The sequence below is a fragment of the Pedobacter arcticus A12 genome (genome assembly GCF_000302595.1).
In the GTDB taxonomy this organism is placed as follows: domain Bacteria; phylum Bacteroidota; class Bacteroidia; order Sphingobacteriales; family Sphingobacteriaceae; genus Pseudopedobacter; species Pseudopedobacter arcticus.
The window spans coordinates 139,402-158,816 of record NZ_JH947126.1; the positions used below are offsets into that span (position 1 = coordinate 139,402).

18 protein-coding genes are annotated in these 19,415 nt (G+C 35.3%); 6 read left to right on the forward strand and 12 right to left on the reverse strand.

The window, feature by feature from the left end:
• Positions 1-14: 14 nt before the first annotated feature.
• A complete protein-coding gene (locus tag B176_RS20205; protein WP_017258168.1) occupies positions 15-1,790 on the forward strand; it encodes an ATP-binding protein in 1,776 nt (591 codons plus the stop codon).
• A 68-nt stretch (positions 1,791-1,858) separates the two neighbouring features.
• On the opposite strand, the gene B176_RS0107450 is transcribed toward B176_RS20205, so the two are convergent.
• Complete coding sequence (locus B176_RS0107450; protein WP_017258169.1) at positions 1,859-3,979, reverse strand: FUSC family protein; 2,121 nt, start codon at positions 3,977-3,979, stop codon at positions 1,859-1,861.
• A gap of 105 nt (positions 3,980-4,084) precedes the next feature.
• Here B176_RS0107450 and B176_RS0107455 point away from each other — a divergent pair, with 105 nt between their 5' ends.
• From B176_RS0107455 to B176_RS0107465, 3 genes are all read left to right on the forward strand, one after another.
• A complete protein-coding gene (locus B176_RS0107455; protein WP_017258170.1) occupies positions 4,085-5,212 on the forward strand; it encodes a DEAD/DEAH box helicase in 1,128 nt (375 codons plus the stop codon).
• Between the two features lie 14 nt (positions 5,213-5,226).
• A complete protein-coding gene (locus B176_RS0107460; protein WP_017258171.1) occupies positions 5,227-5,943 on the forward strand; it encodes a phosphatase PAP2 family protein in 717 nt (238 codons plus the stop codon).
• 241 nt (positions 5,944-6,184) lie between these two features.
• Positions 6,185-6,634, forward strand: a complete 450-nt coding sequence (locus B176_RS0107465; RefSeq protein ID WP_017258172.1) for a cold-shock protein — start codon at positions 6,185-6,187, stop codon at positions 6,632-6,634.
• A gap of 236 nt (positions 6,635-6,870) precedes the next feature.
• Here the strand turns inward: B176_RS0107465 and B176_RS0107470 are convergent, their stop codons facing one another.
• The 3 genes from B176_RS0107470 to mqnE are packed head-to-tail and all read right to left on the reverse strand — an operon-like array spanning position 6,871 to position 9,434.
• A complete protein-coding gene (locus B176_RS0107470; protein ID WP_017258173.1) occupies positions 6,871-7,608 on the reverse strand; it encodes a menaquinone biosynthetic enzyme MqnA/MqnD family protein in 738 nt (245 codons plus the stop codon).
• Positions 7,605-8,237, reverse strand: a complete 633-nt coding sequence (locus B176_RS0107475; RefSeq protein WP_017258174.1) for a histidine phosphatase family protein — start codon at positions 8,235-8,237, stop codon at positions 7,605-7,607. Before B176_RS0107475 ends, B176_RS0107470 begins: the two co-directional genes overlap by 4 nt.
• Positions 8,238-8,240: 3 nt before the next feature.
• Entirely contained in the window at positions 8,241-9,434 is a 1,194-nt protein-coding gene (gene mqnE / locus B176_RS0107480; protein ID WP_017258175.1) for an aminofutalosine synthase MqnE, read from the reverse strand.
• 102 nt (positions 9,435-9,536) lie between these two features.
• Here mqnE and B176_RS0107485 point away from each other — a divergent pair, with 102 nt between their 5' ends.
• Positions 9,537-10,649 (forward strand): trans-sulfuration enzyme family protein, encoded by a 1,113-nt coding sequence (locus B176_RS0107485; RefSeq protein WP_026063215.1) that lies wholly within the window; start codon positions 9,537-9,539, stop codon positions 10,647-10,649.
• A gap of 54 nt (positions 10,650-10,703) precedes the next feature.
• Here B176_RS0107485 and B176_RS0107490 read toward each other — a convergent pair whose 3' ends face one another.
• The 3 genes from B176_RS0107490 to B176_RS20210 all read right to left on the reverse strand — a co-directional run bounded on the left by B176_RS0107490 (position 10,704) and on the right by B176_RS20210 (position 14,387).
• On the reverse strand, positions 10,704-11,585 hold the full coding sequence (locus B176_RS0107490) for a Ppx/GppA phosphatase family protein (RefSeq protein ID WP_017258177.1): 882 nt from the start codon (positions 11,583-11,585) through the stop codon (positions 10,704-10,706).
• Positions 11,582-13,642 carry a polyphosphate kinase 1 gene (gene ppk1 / locus B176_RS0107495; RefSeq protein ID WP_017258178.1) on the reverse strand — a complete coding sequence of 687 codons (2,061 nt, stop codon included), beginning with the start codon at positions 13,640-13,642 and terminating at the stop codon, positions 11,582-11,584. Before ppk1 ends, B176_RS0107490 begins: the two co-directional genes overlap by 4 nt.
• Positions 13,643-13,736: 94 nt before the next feature.
• Positions 13,737-14,387, reverse strand: a complete 651-nt coding sequence (locus tag B176_RS20210; RefSeq protein ID WP_017258179.1) for a hypothetical protein — start codon at positions 14,385-14,387, stop codon at positions 13,737-13,739.
• Between the two features lie 58 nt (positions 14,388-14,445).
• Between B176_RS20210 and B176_RS0107505 the strand changes: the two genes are divergently transcribed.
• Positions 14,446-14,940: a YajQ family cyclic di-GMP-binding protein gene (locus B176_RS0107505; RefSeq protein WP_017258180.1), complete on the forward strand. Its 495-nt coding sequence runs from the start codon at positions 14,446-14,448 to the stop codon at positions 14,938-14,940.
• Positions 14,941-15,073: 133 nt separating this feature from the next.
• Here the strand turns inward: B176_RS0107505 and B176_RS0107510 are convergent, their stop codons facing one another.
• From B176_RS0107510 to B176_RS0107530, 5 genes are all read right to left on the reverse strand, one after another.
• Entirely contained in the window at positions 15,074-16,291 is a 1,218-nt protein-coding gene (locus tag B176_RS0107510; RefSeq protein WP_017258181.1) for an MFS transporter, read from the reverse strand.
• A 101-nt stretch (positions 16,292-16,392) separates the two neighbouring features.
• On the reverse strand, positions 16,393-16,929 hold the full coding sequence (locus B176_RS19190; protein WP_017258182.1) for a hypothetical protein: 537 nt from the start codon (positions 16,927-16,929) through the stop codon (positions 16,393-16,395).
• 5 nt (positions 16,930-16,934) lie between these two features.
• Positions 16,935-17,384: a hypothetical protein gene (locus tag B176_RS0107520; RefSeq protein WP_017258183.1), complete on the reverse strand. Its 450-nt coding sequence runs from the start codon at positions 17,382-17,384 to the stop codon at positions 16,935-16,937.
• Between the two features lie 161 nt (positions 17,385-17,545).
• On the reverse strand, positions 17,546-18,091 hold the full coding sequence (locus tag B176_RS0107525; protein ID WP_017258184.1) for an HD domain-containing protein: 546 nt from the start codon (positions 18,089-18,091) through the stop codon (positions 17,546-17,548).
• A 7-nt stretch (positions 18,092-18,098) separates the two neighbouring features.
• Positions 18,099-19,400 (reverse strand): hypothetical protein, encoded by a 1,302-nt coding sequence (locus tag B176_RS0107530; protein ID WP_017258185.1) that lies wholly within the window; start codon positions 19,398-19,400, stop codon positions 18,099-18,101.
• Positions 19,401-19,415 lie beyond the last annotated feature (15 nt).

The window sequence follows — 19,415 nt, forward strand, 5'->3', positions numbered from 1 at the left end:
CTATATTTTGTTTTATGAAATCAAAGATTTCGTTGTTTAATTTTTCTTTAAATGATTTATTTGAAGATCAGGAAGATTCTTTTTTAAAAGCTAAACACAAGATACTTTTCACCGTGTTTATATTGACCTTTATCAAAGGTACAATAGCCATTAGTGTGGCTGCTTATTTTGACCAGTATATTCAGTTTGTAAGGGGATTAGCATATGTATTTGTTTACATTATACTTTTCTATTGCTTTCTAAAAAAAATCATACCTTTTAGACCCATAACACACACAATCATTGTAGTGGGGTTGGTATTGGTTTATACCAATTTGTTTTTAACTGCAAAGTCCGTTAATCTTATTACGGTACAGTTTGTATTTACAATAATTTTATCCAGCTTTTATATACTCAACTCTCGGTTCGGGATTTTTTATTCTCTATTAGTAACCATCCCTGTTCTTGTTTCCTTGGCTCTCGGTTACGATTTTAGTAGTACGGGCGGTTTAGGTGCACTGGCCTCACCTGGCTACGAAATTATTGTGTTTATTAACTTTATAACCATAATTTATATTCCATACTTATTTTACGAATCATTCGTGAAAACGTTAAGTGAAAAAGAAGATTTAAATATCCAACTCAAAATTGCAATTCAAAAAGCAAATGATGGAGCAAATGTTAAATCTAATTTTCTTTCTACGATGTCTCATGAGTTACGGACGCCTTTGAATACCGTAATTGGCACCACAGACTTATTACTCGCAGATCGTTACGAACCGCACCAAGCAGAGAATCTGAGAGATTTAAAGTTTTCTGCCAACACACTTCTAAATATCATCAATGACATTCTTGATTATAACAAACTAGAATCTTCAAAACTATCTTTAGAAACCATTAACGTTGATTTATCTAAACTACTTCGTACTGCTTGTTCGGGCTTACATTTTCAAGCAGCAGATAAGCATATTGATTTAAAATTGGAGATAGATGAAGAAATAGATAATTATGATGTTTTGACGGACCCAACACGGATCACTCAAATTGTTTATAATCTAGTAGGTAATGCGATAAAATTTACTTCCGTTGGCGAGGTAGTTTTAAAGTTAGAAATTCTCAAAAAACAAGCAGATAAAATAACCATCCGTTTCCTTATCAAAGACAGCGGAATAGGAATTAGTAAGGATAAACAGTCGGTTATTTTTGAGCCTTTTAGCCAAGCATCCAATAGCATTACCCGAGGTTTCGGAGGTACCGGCTTGGGTTTATCTATAGTTAAACAATTGCTAACGCTTTTTAAAAGTCAAATTAATTTGCAGAGCGAGATGCAACAAGGCTCAACATTTTGGTTTGACATAGCCTTTAAATACCATCCAAAACTAGAGAAGGTAACTACAAGACCTAGTTTAGAAATTATTGTTGATAAGGATATTAGCGACCTGAAAATTTTGGTTGCAGAAGATAACTTGATGAATAGGGTATTGGTCAAAAAGGTTTTTTCTAAGTGGAAAAATGAACCGGCCTTTGCCGAAAACGGACAGCAAGCTATTGAGATGGCCAGTGAACGTAAGTTTGATATTATATTGATGGATTTACATATGCCTCTTGTAGATGGCTATTTGGCTTCTAAAACAATCAAAAACGATAAAGAAAGTGTAAATAAGGATACAGTTATTATCGCGTTCACAGCATCAATTTCTAAGGAGATTTTAGCAGAAGTTAACGCTTGTGGAATGGCAGATTATATTTACAAACCTTTTGATGCAAATGAAATGTACCATAAAATAAGAGGCTTTTACCCACTTAAATAACTGGATTTTGATTCGCCAAACTATTTTTTTTGGCACATACTCCATTAAACCTTTTACAATGTTTCTAATTATATCTTCTCACTTATTTTTGATATCTCTGCAGATAAATTGGTGATCAATTCTAGCTGTTCAGTAACCTGTGAGTCGTTTTCTTTATCAGATAAATGAATGTGCAATTTCGTTTGCGTACTGCCATCAGTTTTGCTATCTATCTTTTCTATCGCTTCCTCCAAATAAAAACGTGTTTTTCTAATCAGTTTTAATTGTTCAGAATTTATTGTGGACGAGCTTTCATTGAAATTTGCAGAAAGATTTGCCAAATAAGAAGACAAAATATGGTTAAGTACCACAAACTTGTGAATTTCTTTGATATGGTGTTGTTTGCTTTTGGGTTCCTGCATCATCCGCTGAAAAGCACCAGCTAAATTGGCTGTATTTACGTAAACGTTTTTGCGGGCTAGTTTATATTCGGTAACACTGGTTGGTAATAAAGACTGCCGCAAAATAATATGTTCGAAATAGTTAAGATTAGCTTTAATCATTTTAGGTAAAAACTGCTTAAACTGTGTTGATTCCCAATCTGGAAACAAAATATAGCTAGATACAATCGCTAAAAATGAACCAATCAAAGTATCAATGATACGCTCACTGGCAATTTCTGTAGTGTTATTTGCAGCATTAAGAAAACTGAAGAGAATGAGTATAAACGGTGTCATAAATATTACACCTAACACATACTTTATTCTAATAATGCTATATGTTGCTAACATAAATGCAAGCAAAATCACAAATCTTGCAGTTTCATCTTTTACAATCATCAGAATTAGGGCGCCTAAAATACCGCCTATAACGGTTCCAATTACCCGTTCGTAATTCCGTTGCTTTGTGCTACTAAAACCAGGTTTCATAATCACTAGAATGGTTAAAATAATCCAATAGCTGTGATGTCCTAAAGAAAATAGCTTACCAACAAAAAAACCTACTAAACATATAATAGCAAGTCTTAAAGAGTATTTAAAAATGCCAGAATCGAAATTTAAATTATTTTTAAAAATCTTCCAATCAAAGCTTTGGTGACTTACAAACCGTGATAGCTCTGCAGTATTTCGCTTTGTTACCATCGTTTCCTTATCAAAGTAATTAGCAATATCTGCTGTTTTATTGTAGATATTTCTAAGATTGATTAAAATCTTTTTCAGAATCAACATCGAATTGCCTTGCTGTTCCAATTCATCGATCTTTGCTTTAAGTTTATCTAAATCACTTATTGAAAGATACCTCTCAGTAGGTTTCTGTTGATGAATAAGGCAGAAGCCAATGTATTCAATTTCATCTGCAACTTTTTCTATCGTAATGGCAAATGCCGGTAATATATCTAAACCACTAAACCTATCTCTAATCGAGTTGTAATCGTTATGGGTAGCCATAGTCTGCTCAAAAATATCTACCGTATCCACAAACATCTGAACCATTAAACGCCCAGCATTTGTTGATTCGTTCATCAGTTCTCGCGTTTTAAACAAAGCATCCCTAACGTTATCCTGCAGTTCGCTCACTTTAACCTGCTGGTCAACCAAAGCTTTAAAGTTATCTTCCACAGAAACTTCATTGCCGTAAAACCTTGCTCTTAAGCGCATATACTTACCAACTTCGCTAATACTTTCGCCCAATGTGTGCTGGGCATAGCGATAAGGCCTAAGGGTAGAGAAAAGTGTACTCAATAAAAAATACCAGATACCACCACCTAATACTAAAAACGAATGTTCAAAAGGTTTTATAGACGTTTTTCCAGGGATGATACCCAAAGCCATAATCAATAAGGCGGCCGTACCAACAGATGCGGCCCTGCTTCCGTAGAGGTAAAACATCGAAAACAAAAAACACAAGAGAAAAATCTCTACGGCTACAAAATAAACGTTGGTATTTATAGATACCGTTAAAAGTGCAGTAAAAAAAATAAAAAGACTGCATACCAGCATCCCATTTTTACGGTGCAACCACGGCCCAGGTGTATCGGCAATACTTACACAGAGCGCACCTAAAGAAAGTGTGATGCCTGTTTCAATCATGCCGAATTGAAAAAAAGCCAAAGAGGGGAGAAGTACGCCTAAAGTGACTTTAACGCCATCAGAAAAGTACTGGGTGAACATGAAATTTCTAAAATCATCAATAGGGTTTGTTTTTTTCATAAACTAATGTAAAAATAAGCCATTTTTATAATAAAGCCCTGTTCGATTTTAATTAAAAACTAAGCTATTTTTATTTAATACCTTTGTGTTTTAAAATATATAACATTGAGTAATTTCCAAGAACTGGGCATTGATGAGCAATTCATCAAAGCGTTAACAGAAAACAACATACAAATACCTACTGAGATTCAGCAAAAAGCGATTCCTTTTTTATTACAGGCAGAAGGAAAAGACTTTATTGGACAGGCACAGACAGGTACCGGTAAAACTGTAGCATTCGGTTTACCTATTTTACAACAAGTAAATCCAGATTTAAAGCAAATACAGGCTTTAATTATCAGCCCAACTAGAGAACTTGCCCAACAGATTGCAAAACAGCTTTTTAAATTCACCAAATATGCTGATAAAAAGATTTTTACAGAAGCAGTTTACGGCGGAGAAAAAATTGATTTACAGATCAGTAGGTTACGCAGAGCAACACACATTGTAGTATCTACGCCAGGTAGATTGATAGATTTGTTAGAGCGTAACGCCATCAATTTAGAAAACGTAAAAACCGTTGTGTTAGACGAGGCCGATGAGATGCTAAGTATGGGATTTAAAGCCGATGTCGACAAGATTTTAGGCTATACAAATTCTAAAAAGAGCAATACGTGGTTGTTTTCTGCCACAATGCCTATCGCTTTAAAAGAAATTATCGATGAATTTATGGACGATGATGCTTTTACAGTAACGGTTTCAAAAGATAATGTTGTTAACGAGGCTATTTCGCATAAATATCTAATCGCTGATATTAAGGATAAAGTTGATGTGCTGTCTAGATTTCTGAAAGCGCAAGGGGAGAAGCGAGGAATTATTTTTTGTAGAACCAAAGCTGGGACACAAACTTTAGAAAAGCAATTACAAACCAAAAATATTAAAGCCGAAGCTATTCATGGTGATTTGGGTCAGCGAGACAGGGATCGTGTGATGCGTTTGTTTAAATCTAAAAGATTACAGATTTTAATAGCTACGGATATCTCTGCTAGAGGTATTGATGTTGATAATCTGGCTTACGTATTGCATTATCAATTACCAGATCAGCTGGAGTATTATACACACAGAAGTGGTAGAACTGCAAGGGCAGGGCGAGAAGGTTTCTCAATTGCCTTTGTTGCGCCATCAGAGCTTAATAAGATTGCTGATTTGGAACGTGATTTGAAAATTAATTTTGAAAAGATAGAGTCCATATAAATACCGCTTTTTATTTGAAAAAATACAGAGAACTTTTTAAAACCTATATTAACGATTACAAGTTAGTTCCGGAATTCAGTACTATTATTATAGCATCTGTATTGATGATGGCTGCAATAATTTGTTTTTATGGGTTAACGGAAGAGCTTGCTGAAGATGACTTAAAGGTTTTTGATAACGTTATAATCAATAATATCGTAGCTTTTAGAAGTCCAGTGATAAGTCAGATTATGCTGAGCGCCACTTTTATAGGTAATTTAGTCGGCTATTTATTAATTATCCCAATCTTAACGATTTTTTTCGTTATCAGAAAAAACTGGCGTTTATCGTTAGAGATTACGATTGTTCTTTTGTTATCATCGGGTTTAAATATAATATTAAAAAACACGATTGAAAGGCAACGTCCGCCAGAAGCTGGGCATTTGGTATTCGCGGAATTTTACAGTTTCCCGAGTGGCCACGCCATGAGCGCCATTACTTTTTATGGATTTATTGTTTACTTAAGTTTTATCCTGATTAAAAAAACATGGTTAAAGTATGGAATCATTTTGCTTTGTATACTTATTACGGGGTTAATTGGCGTTAGTAGGGTTTACTTAGGTGTGCATTACCCATCTGATATTTTAGCGGGTTATATTGCAGGCTTGGGCTGGTTAATGTTCTGTATACTAATTTTGAACCTTATTACCCTGAGTAAAATCAAATTAACGGAAAGCAATAATTTACCATGACAATATTATTAATATCGTGTTAAAATGCTATCTTTGTAAAATTCAAAAGCATTTCAAATCCTTTAGCGAAATTTTTAAATCGGTTGAAGCAACCAAAACCATGATTATTGGTGTTTTAAATCTCGCTTATTTGCAATTCCTTTCAATTTCATTATTGACAATATCAATAGACAAATTGAATTTCATTAGCTTGATTTTATGCTTTGATGGAAAATAGATTTTAAAAAAACAAAAATAATCAATGGGTAGATCACAAGAAACTTTCAGTAAAAAAGAGAATGAAAAAAAGCGTTTAAAAAAGAGACAAGAAAAACAGCAAAAGAAAGAAGAGCGTAAGGAAAGTTCTCCGGGCGGTAGTTTAGAAAACATGATGGCTTATGTGGATGAATATGGCAACATCACAGATACACCACCAGATCCAATTCGTAAGAAAAAAGAGATTGACGCAAGTACAATTGAAATTGGTGTTCCAAAGCAAGAAGCTGAAGATTTAACACTTCCTAAAAAAGGAAAAATAGATTTCTTTAACGACCAAAAAGGCTTTGGATTTATCCGTGAAGACGGTACACAAGAAAAATACTTTGTGCATGTTAACGGTTTAACCGAAGAAGTTCGTGAAGGTGATAAAGTGAGCTTTGAGCTTGAAAAAGGTCTTAAAGGAATGAACGCAGTCAACGTTAAAAGAATATAATATTATTATAAATCTTCCTAGAACAAACTTTCTAGGAAGATTTATTTTACCACCCGTATTTCTGCGCAAATCTGTCTGGGAATAACTTATAAAAAACATTCAAGTTCTCTAAATAGCCATAATATCTTATATGTAATACTTGTCTTATAATTAATATTATGTTAAGTAAGATTTGAGATAACATCCTCTTTTGCTTTATTGGACGTAAATAATATTGAGATTTAAAGCAACCGACTTTAAAGTTCTTTCATCAACTTGTGAAATAAAGTCAGTGCTTCTTTCTTGCTTGCCGTCAAACGATAATCAATTTTGTGCATCAGATAATCAACCAAATCAAAATCCGAGCGCATTTCCATGTTTTCGAAAATCTTTAAACGATTATCCAAACCAAACTTTAAGGCTTCATTTAGTTGACTGATAAAAGTCTCGTTGAGTTTTTTATTGCTTACCCAGGCCGCAAAAACAAATTCTAAGCCTGTAAAATCTTTCCAAACCTTGGCTAAGTCATATACATAAGAATGCTTATCGATTTTACCAAAAGTACGGTCGCCAATTTGTACAAAAGCTGTTTTAGGATGCGGAGAACGTCCGTATTCTTTTGCTTTATAAACAAACTCAGGCTCTACTTTCCAATGGTTTTTCAATAAAACCATTGCTAAGTTGTTTGATGATTTAGATTGTGGATCTAACTGTAGATATTTAATATCTTTAATTGGGCAATTGCTAAAAATAAAAACGGAATTTACCGCTCCATTCGCACCAATGCAATAATCGGAAATGATATGAGCTTCTGGTAAATCTAAAATAGCCGCAACGGGAATTAAACCAATATCTACTTTATCTTCTATCAATTTCTCTGCACAAACTGCAGGGATATCTAAACTTAAATCAATACTTTTTTTAACATTATGGTGCTGTAAACCATATATAAACGGAATGGTGTTGGTATAGCTTACTGCCGAAATCTTAATCATAATTGTTGTTGTAAATGCGCTAAGCTGTTGAACTCTTCTATTGCGAAATCTTTACCATTATAATCTAAAACATACAAAGATGTATTTTGATGTGGAAACTCGTCCATGTTTTTGAACGGTTGGTTAATTAAGCCACACATTAATAATCGTAAAGCTCTGCCATGCATACAGATAAGCACAGTTTTTTCGTTTTGATGTGATAGAATTTTATCCATTGCCTCCACTTGCCTAACGTGAACCTCATTTGGGCTCTCCCCTCCTACAGCTTTATTGTCATAATCTCCAGATGCCCACGATGTAATAAGTTTTGTGAAGTTTATATCCAATTCTGGCGAATGTTTCTCACCTTCATAATTTCCCCAAGCAACCTCATCCAAACCTGCTAATTGCTCCCAAGGAAGCCCGCTTTTTATAAATTTAATTACGGTCTGGTGGGTTCTTTTCAGTTTGGAGGTATACACTTTATCAAACGGAACATCCTTGTAATATTGATAAAATGCTTCGGCTTGTGCCCTTCCTGTATCGTTTAAATCTGCATCTATCCCGCGTCCCTGTACAATTTTTTGTTTGTTTAATTCTGTTTCACCGTGTCTGATGATGTATAATCTTTTAATCTGTGTGTCGCTCATGAATTATTTTAAGACAGGTAATGCGTAATATCTCGGTTTTATATCGTCTTCAAACTCCACATCCTGAAAATCTGTAACTACATTATAAAGTGTATCTCGTTCAATCGGTCTTCTGCCAACTGCTTTTATCAGTTTCACCAAATCCTTTGTGCTCATTGCGGGATGCTGTTCTTCGGCCCCAGCCATGCTATAAATCTTGGTGGTATCGTCTAAAGTACCATCAATATCATCCACACCAAAACTTAAGGACAGCTGTGCGGTGTTACGACTGATCATTGCCCAATAAGCCTTAATATGATCGAAATTGTCAAGGTAAATACGTGATATGGCATAATTTCTTAAATCTTCCACCACAGATGATTCTGGCACATCAGACATTTGGTTGTCTTTGTTTCTGAACTTTAAAGGAATAAAAGTTTGGAAACCACCAGTTTTATCCTGCAGTTGCCTTAATTGTTCCAAATGATCTACACGATGCGTAAAGTTTTCGATATGACCGTAAAGCATGGTTGCGTTTGAGCGCATTCCTAACTTATGCCATTCTTCATGTATCTGTAGCCATTGCTCGGCATTACACTTGTCTTTGGCTATTTTATTTCTAATTTCTGGATCAAAAATTTCTGCGCCTCCGCCTGGCATAGATTCTAAGCCCGCTTCCTTCATCATTTTCATCCCGGTTGCGTAATCAACTTTCGCCTTTTTAAATATGTAATGATACTCTACAGGCGTCAAAGCTTTTACATGCAACTCGGGGCGATGTTTTTTAATTGCAGAGAACAAGCTGGAATAAAATTCTAAATCGTATTGTGGTAAAACTCCACCAACAATATGCGCTTCTGTTACGGGTTGATTATCATAAGATTTTACAATGTTAAGCATCTCATCTATAGAGTATTCCCAGCCATCACTTCGTTCTTTGATTAAAACAGAATACGAGCAAAATTTGCAATCGTAAACGCAAAGATTGGTAGGTTCTATGTGGAAATTTCTATTGAAATACGTATGATCTCCATGACGTTTTTCTCTGATGTAATTTGCTAAAACACCAAGGTATGAGAGCTCTCCCTTTTCGAATAAATAAACACCTTCGTCGAAAGTGATACGTTCTCCGTTTTTTACCTTTTGGGCGATGGCTCTATGGTTATCACTTAAATTTTTATCGGCTAATAAAGTCTCAATCTGATGGGTTGAATTCATTATCTATTAGAATTTTGTCAAAAATAGCAAAAAGCCCATTTAATTAGGTTTAAATAATGTAAAACAAGTGTGAATGTATTAGTTTTGGATAAATCAAAAAAAATGAAAATTGAAACATTAGCCATCCACGCCGGAAATGAATCTGACAAAAGCACTGGCGCTGTTGTACAACCTATAACCCTTTCGACCACGTTTTTACGAGGGCCGCAAGGCGATTATCCGGGTGGCTATATGTATTCAAGAGCAGAAAACCCTAATAGACAAGCGCTTGAGTCGGTATTAACGAAGTTAGAAAACGGAGTTGATGCTTGTGCGTTTGCGTCTGGTAATGCCGCGGGGATGTCGGTTTTTCAAGCTTTAGAACCAGGTAGTCATATCATTTGCCCAGATGATATGTACCATGGATTACGCAATCAATTAAAATTAATGTTCAAAGGTATTTTAACTTTTGATTTTATTGATTTTACAGACGTTGAACTCATTTTTAACACGATTAAACGCGAAACAAAACTGATTTGGGCGGAAACGCCATCGAATCCATTAATGAAACTTTGCGATATCGGGGCCATAGCTCATATCGCTAAGGAACATCAAATTACTTTTGTAATTGATAATACTTTTGCTTCTCCTATTTGCCAGAAACCTTTGGATTTAGGTGCTGATATGGTAATGCATTCTACGACGAAATTTTTAAATGGCCACAGCGATGTGTCTGGAGGCGCTTTAATCACCAAAGAAGATACTGATTTATGGAAAAAGATAAGAATTGTACAAAGTTATGGTGGTGCAATCCCCTCTCCTTTTGATTGTTATTTGGTGACCAGAGGAATTAAAACTTTGCCTTACCGTATGCGTGGCCATGTTGAAAATGCTACAATGCTAGCTAATTATTTAGAAAATCATCCGGCTGTGGAAGCTGTTTTTTATCCAGGTTTAAAATCACATCCACAACATGAACTAGCACAAAAGCAGATGCTTTCTTTTGGCGGGATGTTATCCTTTTTATTGAAAGATGGTGAAGAAAAAGCGCACAGCGTAGTTAATTCGTTAAAGATATTTACGCAGGCTACCAGTTTAGGCGGTGTAGAGAGTTTGATTGAACACCGTTACTCGGTTGAAGGACCCGATACGAAAACGCCTAAGAATTTATTAAGGGTTTCTGTTGGCTTAGAGCATATTGATGATTTAATTGCTGATTTAGACGCGGTTCTATAATCTTTTATAAATCAATCAGTTGGATGTTTTTAATCCGCCTGATTGATTTTAAACCTAATCCTTAAAATTCTTTTCTATCAACAGGTTGATGATTCCATCTACCATACCAACTTTAGGAACGTGAATTTGTTTGATACCAGCTGTTTTCATCACGGTTAAAAAGATATGACAAGCTGGGATAATTACGTCTGCCCTGTCTTGGTTTAAACCTAATTTAACAATACGTTCTTCTAAGGAGTGTGCATTTAAAAAATCGGACTGAGCCTCGAGTTTTTGAATACTCATTGGTTTACCTTCTTTTTCTCCAGCTAATCTAAAAAGCTTATTGATGTTTCCGCCGGTGCCAATTCCAATTAAATGCTTGTAATTTTTGGTTTCTGTATTAATCCAATGCCTTAAATCCTCCCAAGTCTCCGCTTTATCCTGATGATCTAAGATTCTAATGGTTCCTAAATTAAATGATTTAGAAGCTACGGGTTTGCCTTCATGAAAAATAGATAATTCGGTACTACCACCACCAACATCTATATAAAGATAGTCTTTATCGTAATCAAAAGACTGGTCTATATGGCTAGAGTAAATGATATTTGCTTCTCTTTGTCCCTCAACAATCTCCAAGTTTATTCCAACTTTTTCTTTGATAATTTTCACCAGATCTGGACCATTTTGTGCCTCACGCAAAGCTGATGTTGCGCAGGCCATATAATCCTCCACATGGTAAACATCCATCAGGTTTTTAAAAGCGCTCATGGTTTTGATTAGCTCTTCCGATTTTTGTTCGGATATTCTGTGTTCCACAAAAGCATTATCTCCTAATCTCAAAGGAACTCGAATTAGCGTAGTTTTTTTGAAAGTGGTTTTCCCATTATCATTTAAAATAGATGCAATTAGTAGTCGGATGGCGTTAGAACCAATATCTATGGCTGCGTATGTCAATTTTGTTGAATTTTGTTTTTTAAATAATTATAGGTGTCAATCTGTGTACGGTACGGCACTTTTACTCCGGTTTTATGGTATTTATTATTATTCAGGCTATTGACCTCTCTAGCTTTGGTATTATCCATCAACTGAATTTCCATCATTTCCTTAATTTCTTGTCTGATAACTGGATCATAAATCGGGAAACCAACCTCAATTCGGTGATCAAGGTTACGGGTCATCAAATCCGCGGAAAGCAAATACACTTCTTCTTTGCCATTGTTACCAAAAATCCAGATACGGGCGTGTTCTAAAAACTTATCGATGATAGAAATCACTTGTATATTTTCGCTAAAACCTTTCTGAGAGGGTATTAAACAGCACATTCCTCTAATAATCAATTTAATTTGAACCCCTGCATTACTGGCATCATACAGCTTTTTAATGGTTTTTTCATCCGCCAAAGAATTCATTTTCAAAATCATGTACGCATTCTTTTTAGCTTTAGCGTTTTTAATTTCTCGGTCGATAAAAGCGAACAGTTTTTCACGGGTTTCTGTTGGCGAAACAATTAAATGCTCATAATCTTTGGATATTTTTTTGTTTTCAATATTGCGGAATAGCTTGCTTAAATCTTTGGTAATACCAGGATGTGCCGTAAATAAACTATGGTCACAATAGAGCTTTGCCGTTTTTTCATTGTAATTACCCGTTGCTAAATTTGCATAATAGGTATTTTTTCCTTTTTCTGTACGGGTAACCATGCATATTTTGGTATGCACTTTATAACCTGTGATTCCGTAATTTACGTTAACACCCTCTTCTTCTAACTTACCTGTCCAGTAAATATTAGCCTGTTCATCAAATCTTGCTTTCAGTTCTACTAAACAAACCACTTTTTTACCGTTTCTAGCTGCATTTATCAAGGCATTGATAATTCTTGAGTTTTCTGCTAAACGATAGAGTGTAATGTGTATGGTAGTTACGTGAGGGTCAATTGCCGCTTCTCTAAGAAAATGGATAATGTAGTCGAAAGACTGATAAGGTAAGTTTACCAGGTAATCTTTCTTCTTAATCAACTCCAGCATTCCTTTATTTACACTCAGTTCTTTTACCGGAAGCGGTACAATGGTTTTATACCGCAACAAATCTGACCCTATGCTGGGGAAAGCAATAAAATCTTTGAAATTGTGATATTTATTGCCTGGAATTAGACTTTCTGAATGCAGGTTAAGCTTGTTGACAACTAAATTTAGTAACTCAATAGGCATGCTGCTATCATAAAGCAGACGCATTGGCTTTCCCTTTTTACGCTTCTGTAAACTTTTGGAGAGCGCCTCTATAAATCTATCGCTAACGTTGGTATCTAAATCTAATTCGGCATCACGCGTTACCTGTAAAGAGTATGCTTCTACCCTATTATAATCGAAAACGAAAAATATTTCGTCTAAACAATAGCGGATTACATCATCTAAAAGAATAATGAATTTTAAGTCGTGAGTATCGGGTAAAATCAAAAAACGTTCGAGCGTGGCCGGTATTTCTATCAGCGCATATTTGCATTTCTTTTTACTATCGATTTGGCTCAGTTTAACCAAAAAATAGATTACACGGTCTCGGAGTTCTGGAAAAGGTTTATGGTCATCTATAATAATCGGAACAATTGCAGGCAGTATTTTATCGCGAAAGTGTTTTTTTACAAACATACCTCTGCTTACATTAAGCTGCTGGTCGTTCAAAATAAAAATCTTGTTTTCTGCAAGTTCTTTAATAATCTGCTCGTATAAGAGATTGAATTTTTTTTCTTGCTTTACAACGATGTTTTTGATTTGGTTAAGGATTTTCTTGGGATTAAAACCTAACTCATCTTTGGTTTTGCTCACTACCGTAACCAGCCGGTTCAATGTCGCAACTCTTACACGGTAAAACTCATCGAGGTTTGAGGAGAAAATTGCCAAGAACTTTATACGCTCAATTAAGGGTACAGATTGATCAGCAGCTTCTTGCAAAACTCGAGCATTAAAATACAACCAACTGATTTCTCTGTTAAGTAAAGGCGGTTTTTCTTTATTCATCTAAATAAAAAGAAGTTCCGGATAATTGATCCGGAACATCAAAAGTGGTAAAATACGACCAATTAATTATTAACTTAATATTAACAATTGAAATTTATCCTCTTTTGTACTTATTTCTTGGTCCAGCTTCTAACGGTAAATCCGTGTTGTGTGGTTTAGGGTCAGATTTTGGAGTTCTATTAACCACCGGTTGACGCTTTTTAGGAGCTGGCGTTTCTGGATGTGGATTTTGCTGGTTATCAACTGGTGTTTCTTTAGCAGCAACCTTCTTTTTTGCAACAGGAGGTTTAACGATGCTAGCTTTTACTGGCGCTTTTTTTTTAGCAACAGTTTTAGCAGTAGCAGTGGCTTTCTTAACCTCTTTCTTTATTTCTTTCTTTAAAGCAGGTAAAACATCAATAGTTTTAACAGACGCTGCTTTTCTAGCTAACTTTTTATTTTCTTTTTTTGCTTTTTCAACAACTTTATCTGCTTTCGAATCTGCTTTTTTAATAAGCTCTTTTTTGGTTGTTTTAACTTTATCAACTTTTTTATTGATGGTGCTTTTTGCTTCTTTTAACTTTCGGTTTAATCTTTTCGCTAAAACTTTACTAGTTTTTTTGATTTCATCGCCAATTTCTTCAGCATCATGTCCTAAGCTAAGTACAAAATCTTTTATTTTTTTTCTTAAACTGATTTCGAGTTTCTCGGTTGCTTTTCTAACTCCTTTTTCTGGTGCTTTTGTTTTCTGAGATTTGGTTGCCATGGTTTAAAATTTTAGATTTATCTTTATTTTTTTTAATATAACAAATAACATTCCAAACATGCCTTCTTTTGATATCGTAAGTAAAATAGACGCCCAAACGTTAGATAATGCCGTTAATAACGCTAAAAAAGAAATTTTGAACCGTTATGATTTTAGTACTTCTAAAAGTACGGTAGAATTAGACAAAAAAACAAACGTGTTAACGATTGTTACCGAAGATGATATGCGGTTGAAAGCTATTACAGATTCAATTATCTCCAGGTTTGTAAAGCAGAATTTAGACCCAAAAGCTTTAGATTTTGAAAAACCTTATATCTCTGTTACTGGCAACATGATTAAAAAAGATATTGTGGTTAAAGAAGGAATTGATCAAACAGCGGCCAAAAAAGTAGTGAAGAAAATTAAGGATTCTGGTTTAAAGGTGCAGGCTTCCATTATGGAAGATCAAGTTCGGGTTACCGGTAAAAAACTAGATGATTTACAGGCTGTGATTGCCTTGTGTAGAACGGAAGATTTTGGACAGCCTTTGCAGTATATTAATATGAGAAACTAGTTTGTTAGGTTTTTAGTTTGTTAGGTGGTTAGGCTTGTTTAGTTAATTAGGGATTTGATTGAGGATTAAATAGTGAGTTTTGGAACAAACTTTATTTCGATAGCCATTCATTCAAAACTCTGTCATTCACTCATTAAAGTTTATTTAAGAGTAATTTCGTATAAAAGGCTATTCCAATAATGATTCCAGCGATGCCTTCTATAAAAAGTGTATGCGTTGTTCCGATGATAGGTTCAATATAGCCAACAAACAAACTACCTAAGGGCAACATTCCGAATAATGCCATCGCTACAAAACTGATCATTCTTCCTCGGTATTTTGGTTCACTTTCGCTTTGGATAATAGTCATCACGGTAGAAGACTGCATAATTGCACTAAACCCACTTATCAATATAAAAAACAACGATACATAAAGATTGCTTGAATATGCAAAACAGAGTAAACTGATGCCTAGAATAATGGAGTTAACCAATAGAATTCTTCTGAAATTAGCTACATTAGTTAAGGAAGCCAAGTAAAAAGCACCCACAAAAGCTCCAATACCTATTGCGCTGTTTAGCCATCCAAATATGGAAGCACCTCCTTTAAAAATATCTTTTGCATAAACAGGCAAAAGTGTGATATAAGGAAGCACCAATAAGCTGGATAAAGCTGCAATCATTAAAGGATAGGAGATTTCTGGATGTTTTAATAGATAATTCCATCCATCTTTAAAATTAGTTTTGGCGGTAGTTTCGTTTTTTAAAGCCTGGTTTTTATATTGAGGTAAATGCATGGCCATAATTGCTCCTATTACAGCGATAAAGCTCACCGAGTTGGCTAAAAAGCAATAATCTGCGCCAAATTTAGCCAACACAAACCCAGCTAAAGCCGGGCCAGCCAGTCGGGCAAGGTTATTTAATGTGGAGTTTAAAGCCACTGCATTAGATAAATCTTCCCGATTATCAATAATATCGTTAATCATAGATTGCCTCACTGGGATATCGTAAGCGTTTACAACTCCTAAAAAAGCACTTAACAAAAGAATAAGTGTAATGTTATAATTGCCAGAAAATGCCAGAATAGTTAACACCACCGCTTGCAGTGCAGATAGAATCTGCGTAATCATTAAAACTTTGTACTTATTGTATTTATCTGCTATTATTCCTCCGCGTATTGAAAACAAAAAGGAAGGAAATTGCTCTGCAAAAGTAGCAACGCCTACCATAAACACACTGTCAGTAATACTGTAAATCAACCAAATAACAGCTGTTCGTTGCATCCACATCCCAATTCTAGAAACGAGCTGACCAGAAAAAAACAACGTAAAATTATGGTTGGAAAATGATCTGAAAGCGCTTTTAATCTGCATGCTGGATTTTGTTGTGCAAAGTTAAAAAGATTGAGCTTCTTGGATTTGTATAGAATGTAAAAAAATGACGATCCAAATGGTTTGATTTTATTATCGAAATCTCAAAACGTCCACCCTACCCGTACATTTAGAGGCATACTTAATACGGTGTATTTCCCTTCGCGGCTGTAGTTGTAAAACATATTGAAATATCGTGGTTCTCGATCATCGCTGCCGTTGGTGATGGTTGTGCTTAAGTGCTTAACGTTCTTGTATCGCAGTCCAAACCCCATAAAACAATCAAAAGAAAGTCGGTTAATTATTAATTGATAACCAAACTTAAAATTTAGACTATAATTTTCTTTTTTTATGCTTACTTGGTCTGGGTGAGAGTAACTAGTGCTAAAGGTTCTGATATCGTCGTACCTGCTCGTTAAATAATCAAATTCTAAACCGAGGTACGGTCCAAACGGTGCCGATTTTTTAAAGTATAATTTTTCTTCTAACGCAGTTCTAAACCCGTTCATGTTTATAATAGTTGGTCTGTTAAAGTCCCAAACTGTTCGCGGTAGCAAGTAAGAGACCATAAGTTGTGTAGAAAAACTTTGCCCAGTTCTTCGTTCATAACTTAGCTCAAAAGCAGGATTAGTTATTCCCAACAGTTTTAAGGCGTGAATTTTAAAATGTTCAAATAATTATCATGTACGCTGTTGATGGGTATATAAATTAAGTACTCGTTTCTATTGTCTTCGAGATCTACATACACCATTTTGGGATATCCGTAACGCTTTGGGTTGTTTCGGTCTATCAGCATTCCGATTCCGTAATAAAAGCCGAGGTTGGCCCAATAAGCCAAAGAACTGAACGGTTTTATATTTAAAGTTTTCTGCAAGCTATCGTTGAAAATCACCATTTTTAACTCGTTTTTGTTTCTGTCAACGGTTATCGTTCGGCTGGTAATGGTGTTTTTTAAAGTGTCGTTAGCAACAATTAGTTGTGTGGGTTGGTTTGTATATACGTTGAGTGTTGTTTTTCGGGAGTTAAGAATAGTTGCACAAGAACTTAAAACCAGCGCTAATGTCACTAAATACAAGACCGTAAGGTGTATTTTCATAAGTGGTTAGCATTGTTTTTTATCAAATGCGTGGCTTAAATTACTGTTTTTTTTAAGTGGTAAGTTGTATTGTTAAACTGATGTTTTTAACGGTTTTTTGTTTGCCATTAATCCACCTCTTTCATTAAAAAACCTTTATCTACACTTTCGTTTATCAAGCTTTATTCATAGTTCCAAATTGTGGTAGAGCCCTCTTTAATTGCTTTTTTCTTATCGTAAACTTTTTGATAGGGCACATTAAATTCTGCCCAAGTGCCCCCATTATTTGAAGTGTTTTGAAGCAAAGGTTCAAATCGATCCATTGACTTAGCAAACTTTGCATCATCTGTGATTCCTTCTTCAAACTCCTCCCAAATTGCTAAAAATTCGTCCGCTTGTTCTTTGGGTAAAAGTCCGAAAATTCGTTTTGCTGCGGTAAGTTCTTCTGCAGTATTTGTATGGTTTTTTACGGTATCATAAATAAAAGTATCACCAGCATCAATTTCTACAATGTCATGGATGAGAACCATTTTCAAAACCTTAAGCACATCTATCTGTTTGTTTGAGTGTGTTGCCAATACAATCGTCATCATGGCCAAATGCCAACTATGTTCAGCGTCATTCTCGTGTCTGTCGCTGTTGAACAACCTGGTTTTCCGTTGAATGTACTTTAACTTATCAATTTCTTTTATGAAAGCTAGTTGTTTTAAAAGGTTGTTATGTTGCATTGGATTATCAATTATACTCCCACTCAATATCCTCTATATCAACAATATACTTATTCAACAATAAGAAATCAAAAAGCGGTTTAGCTTCGGGCGATACTTCTAGGTTTTTAGAAGTGACCATCTTTTTATTTTTAATGTCTCTGTAAGGAAAAGTTAGCAGTTTAACATTGCCACTAAACAGGTCGCTCACATAAGCCAAAAGCTCGTTGGTATAAGTGCTTCCGTAATTTTCGGAAAGGAAAATGTGTTTTAGATTTGCAATACTGGTGGTAATCCCCACACTTTGTGGCTTGCATTTAGCCAAGTATTTGGCCAAGTTATTATGTCGGTTAAAGTTGGAGATAATTACCGCATGCCCCATTTCTAATATATCTGATGCCCGTTTGGAAACCCGCTGCAACAACTCAGTGTCTTCCAAAGAAGCGGTTTCCATCATGTTGTTTAGCGTAAGTTCGGCCATACTTAGCGAATCTACATCCTTAATCCCCATGTGAAACTTGTATTGCGTTACTGCATGAGTAAAAAGGTCGAAATCTGGTTTGGCTTTTTGATTAAAACGCGTACGCAGAATCATGATATGCTTTTTGTACATTAGATCTTTGGCTTGCACCACTCCTATTTCCGGGATAAAAACCGCCGCTGGGGAAAAACCTTTCTGTATCAAATAAAGATTGACCAAAACCTCGCTCACGTTTCCAAAAGCAGGACCTTTCACGTTAATTAAATCAATCTCTACAGATCCCGGACTTAAATTATCAGCCAAAGATTCAATCATCATTTGGGTATTTCGATGATGGAAAAATGCTGTATAAACTAGGTTTACGCCCAAAATTCCTAGGATATTTTGTTGCAAAGTAGCATCACTATCCAATAATCTAACGTGGAAAATAATCTCATTAGCTGGTCCGCCTGCTTCTAACTGAAATTTAATACCCAGCCAACCATGAGGATCATTAGACTTGTTATAATTTAAGGTTGTTACCGTATCTGCAAAGGAAAAAAACTTCCGTTCTTCGTACTTTACGCCATGTAAACGCTCGCACAAAAGTTCGAACTCGTGGTTTAGCATTTTTTCTAATCGAGATTTAGAAACATACCGACCAGATTCTTCGGCGCCGTAAATTTCGTTGCTAAAAGTCATATCATAAGCCGACATGGTTTTAGCAATGGTTCCTGAAGCCGCACCTGCGGTGAAGAAATTTCTTGCTACCTCTTGCCCTGCACCTATTTCGGCGAATGTGCCGTATATATTTTGATCTAAATTTATGGTTAATGCCTTACGACGGGTATCGAGTGTTTCTAATAACATGGGGCAAATTTAAGA

Bases quoted from the DNA above. Each gene is read 5' to 3' on its own strand.
- B176_RS20205 (WP_017258168.1), top strand. From the start codon at position 15: ATGAAATCAAAGATTTCGTTGTTTAATTTTTCTTTAAATGATTTATTT.
- B176_RS0107450 (WP_017258169.1), bottom strand. From the start codon at position 3,979: ATGAAAAAAACAAACCCTATTGATGATTTTAGAAATTTCATGTTCACC.
- B176_RS0107465 (WP_017258172.1), top strand. From the start codon at position 6,185: ATGGGTAGATCACAAGAAACTTTCAGTAAAAAAGAGAATGAAAAAAAG.
- B176_RS0107470 (WP_017258173.1), bottom strand. From the start codon at position 7,608: ATGATTAAGATTTCGGCAGTAAGCTATACCAACACCATTCCGTTTATA.
- B176_RS0107475 (WP_017258174.1), bottom strand. From the start codon at position 8,237: ATGAGCGACACACAGATTAAAAGATTATACATCATCAGACACGGTGAA.
- mqnE (WP_017258175.1), bottom strand. From the start codon at position 9,434: ATGAATTCAACCCATCAGATTGAGACTTTATTAGCCGATAAAAATTTA.
- B176_RS0107485 (WP_026063215.1), top strand. From the start codon at position 9,537: ATGAAAATTGAAACATTAGCCATCCACGCCGGAAATGAATCTGACAAA.
- ppk1 (WP_017258178.1), bottom strand. From the start codon at position 13,642: ATGAATAAAGAAAAACCGCCTTTACTTAACAGAGAAATCAGTTGGTTG.
- B176_RS20210 (WP_017258179.1), bottom strand. From the start codon at position 14,387: ATGGCAACCAAATCTCAGAAAACAAAAGCACCAGAAAAAGGAGTTAGA.
- B176_RS0107505 (WP_017258180.1), top strand. From the start codon at position 14,446: ATGCCTTCTTTTGATATCGTAAGTAAAATAGACGCCCAAACGTTAGAT.
- B176_RS0107510 (WP_017258181.1), bottom strand. From the start codon at position 16,291: ATGCAGATTAAAAGCGCTTTCAGATCATTTTCCAACCATAATTTTACG.
- B176_RS0107520 (WP_017258183.1), bottom strand. From the start codon at position 17,384: ATGAAAATACACCTTACGGTCTTGTATTTAGTGACATTAGCGCTGGTT.
- B176_RS0107525 (WP_017258184.1), bottom strand. From the start codon at position 18,091: ATGCAACATAACAACCTTTTAAAACAACTAGCTTTCATAAAAGAAATT.
- B176_RS0107530 (WP_017258185.1), bottom strand. From the start codon at position 19,400: ATGTTATTAGAAACACTCGATACCCGTCGTAAGGCATTAACCATAAAT.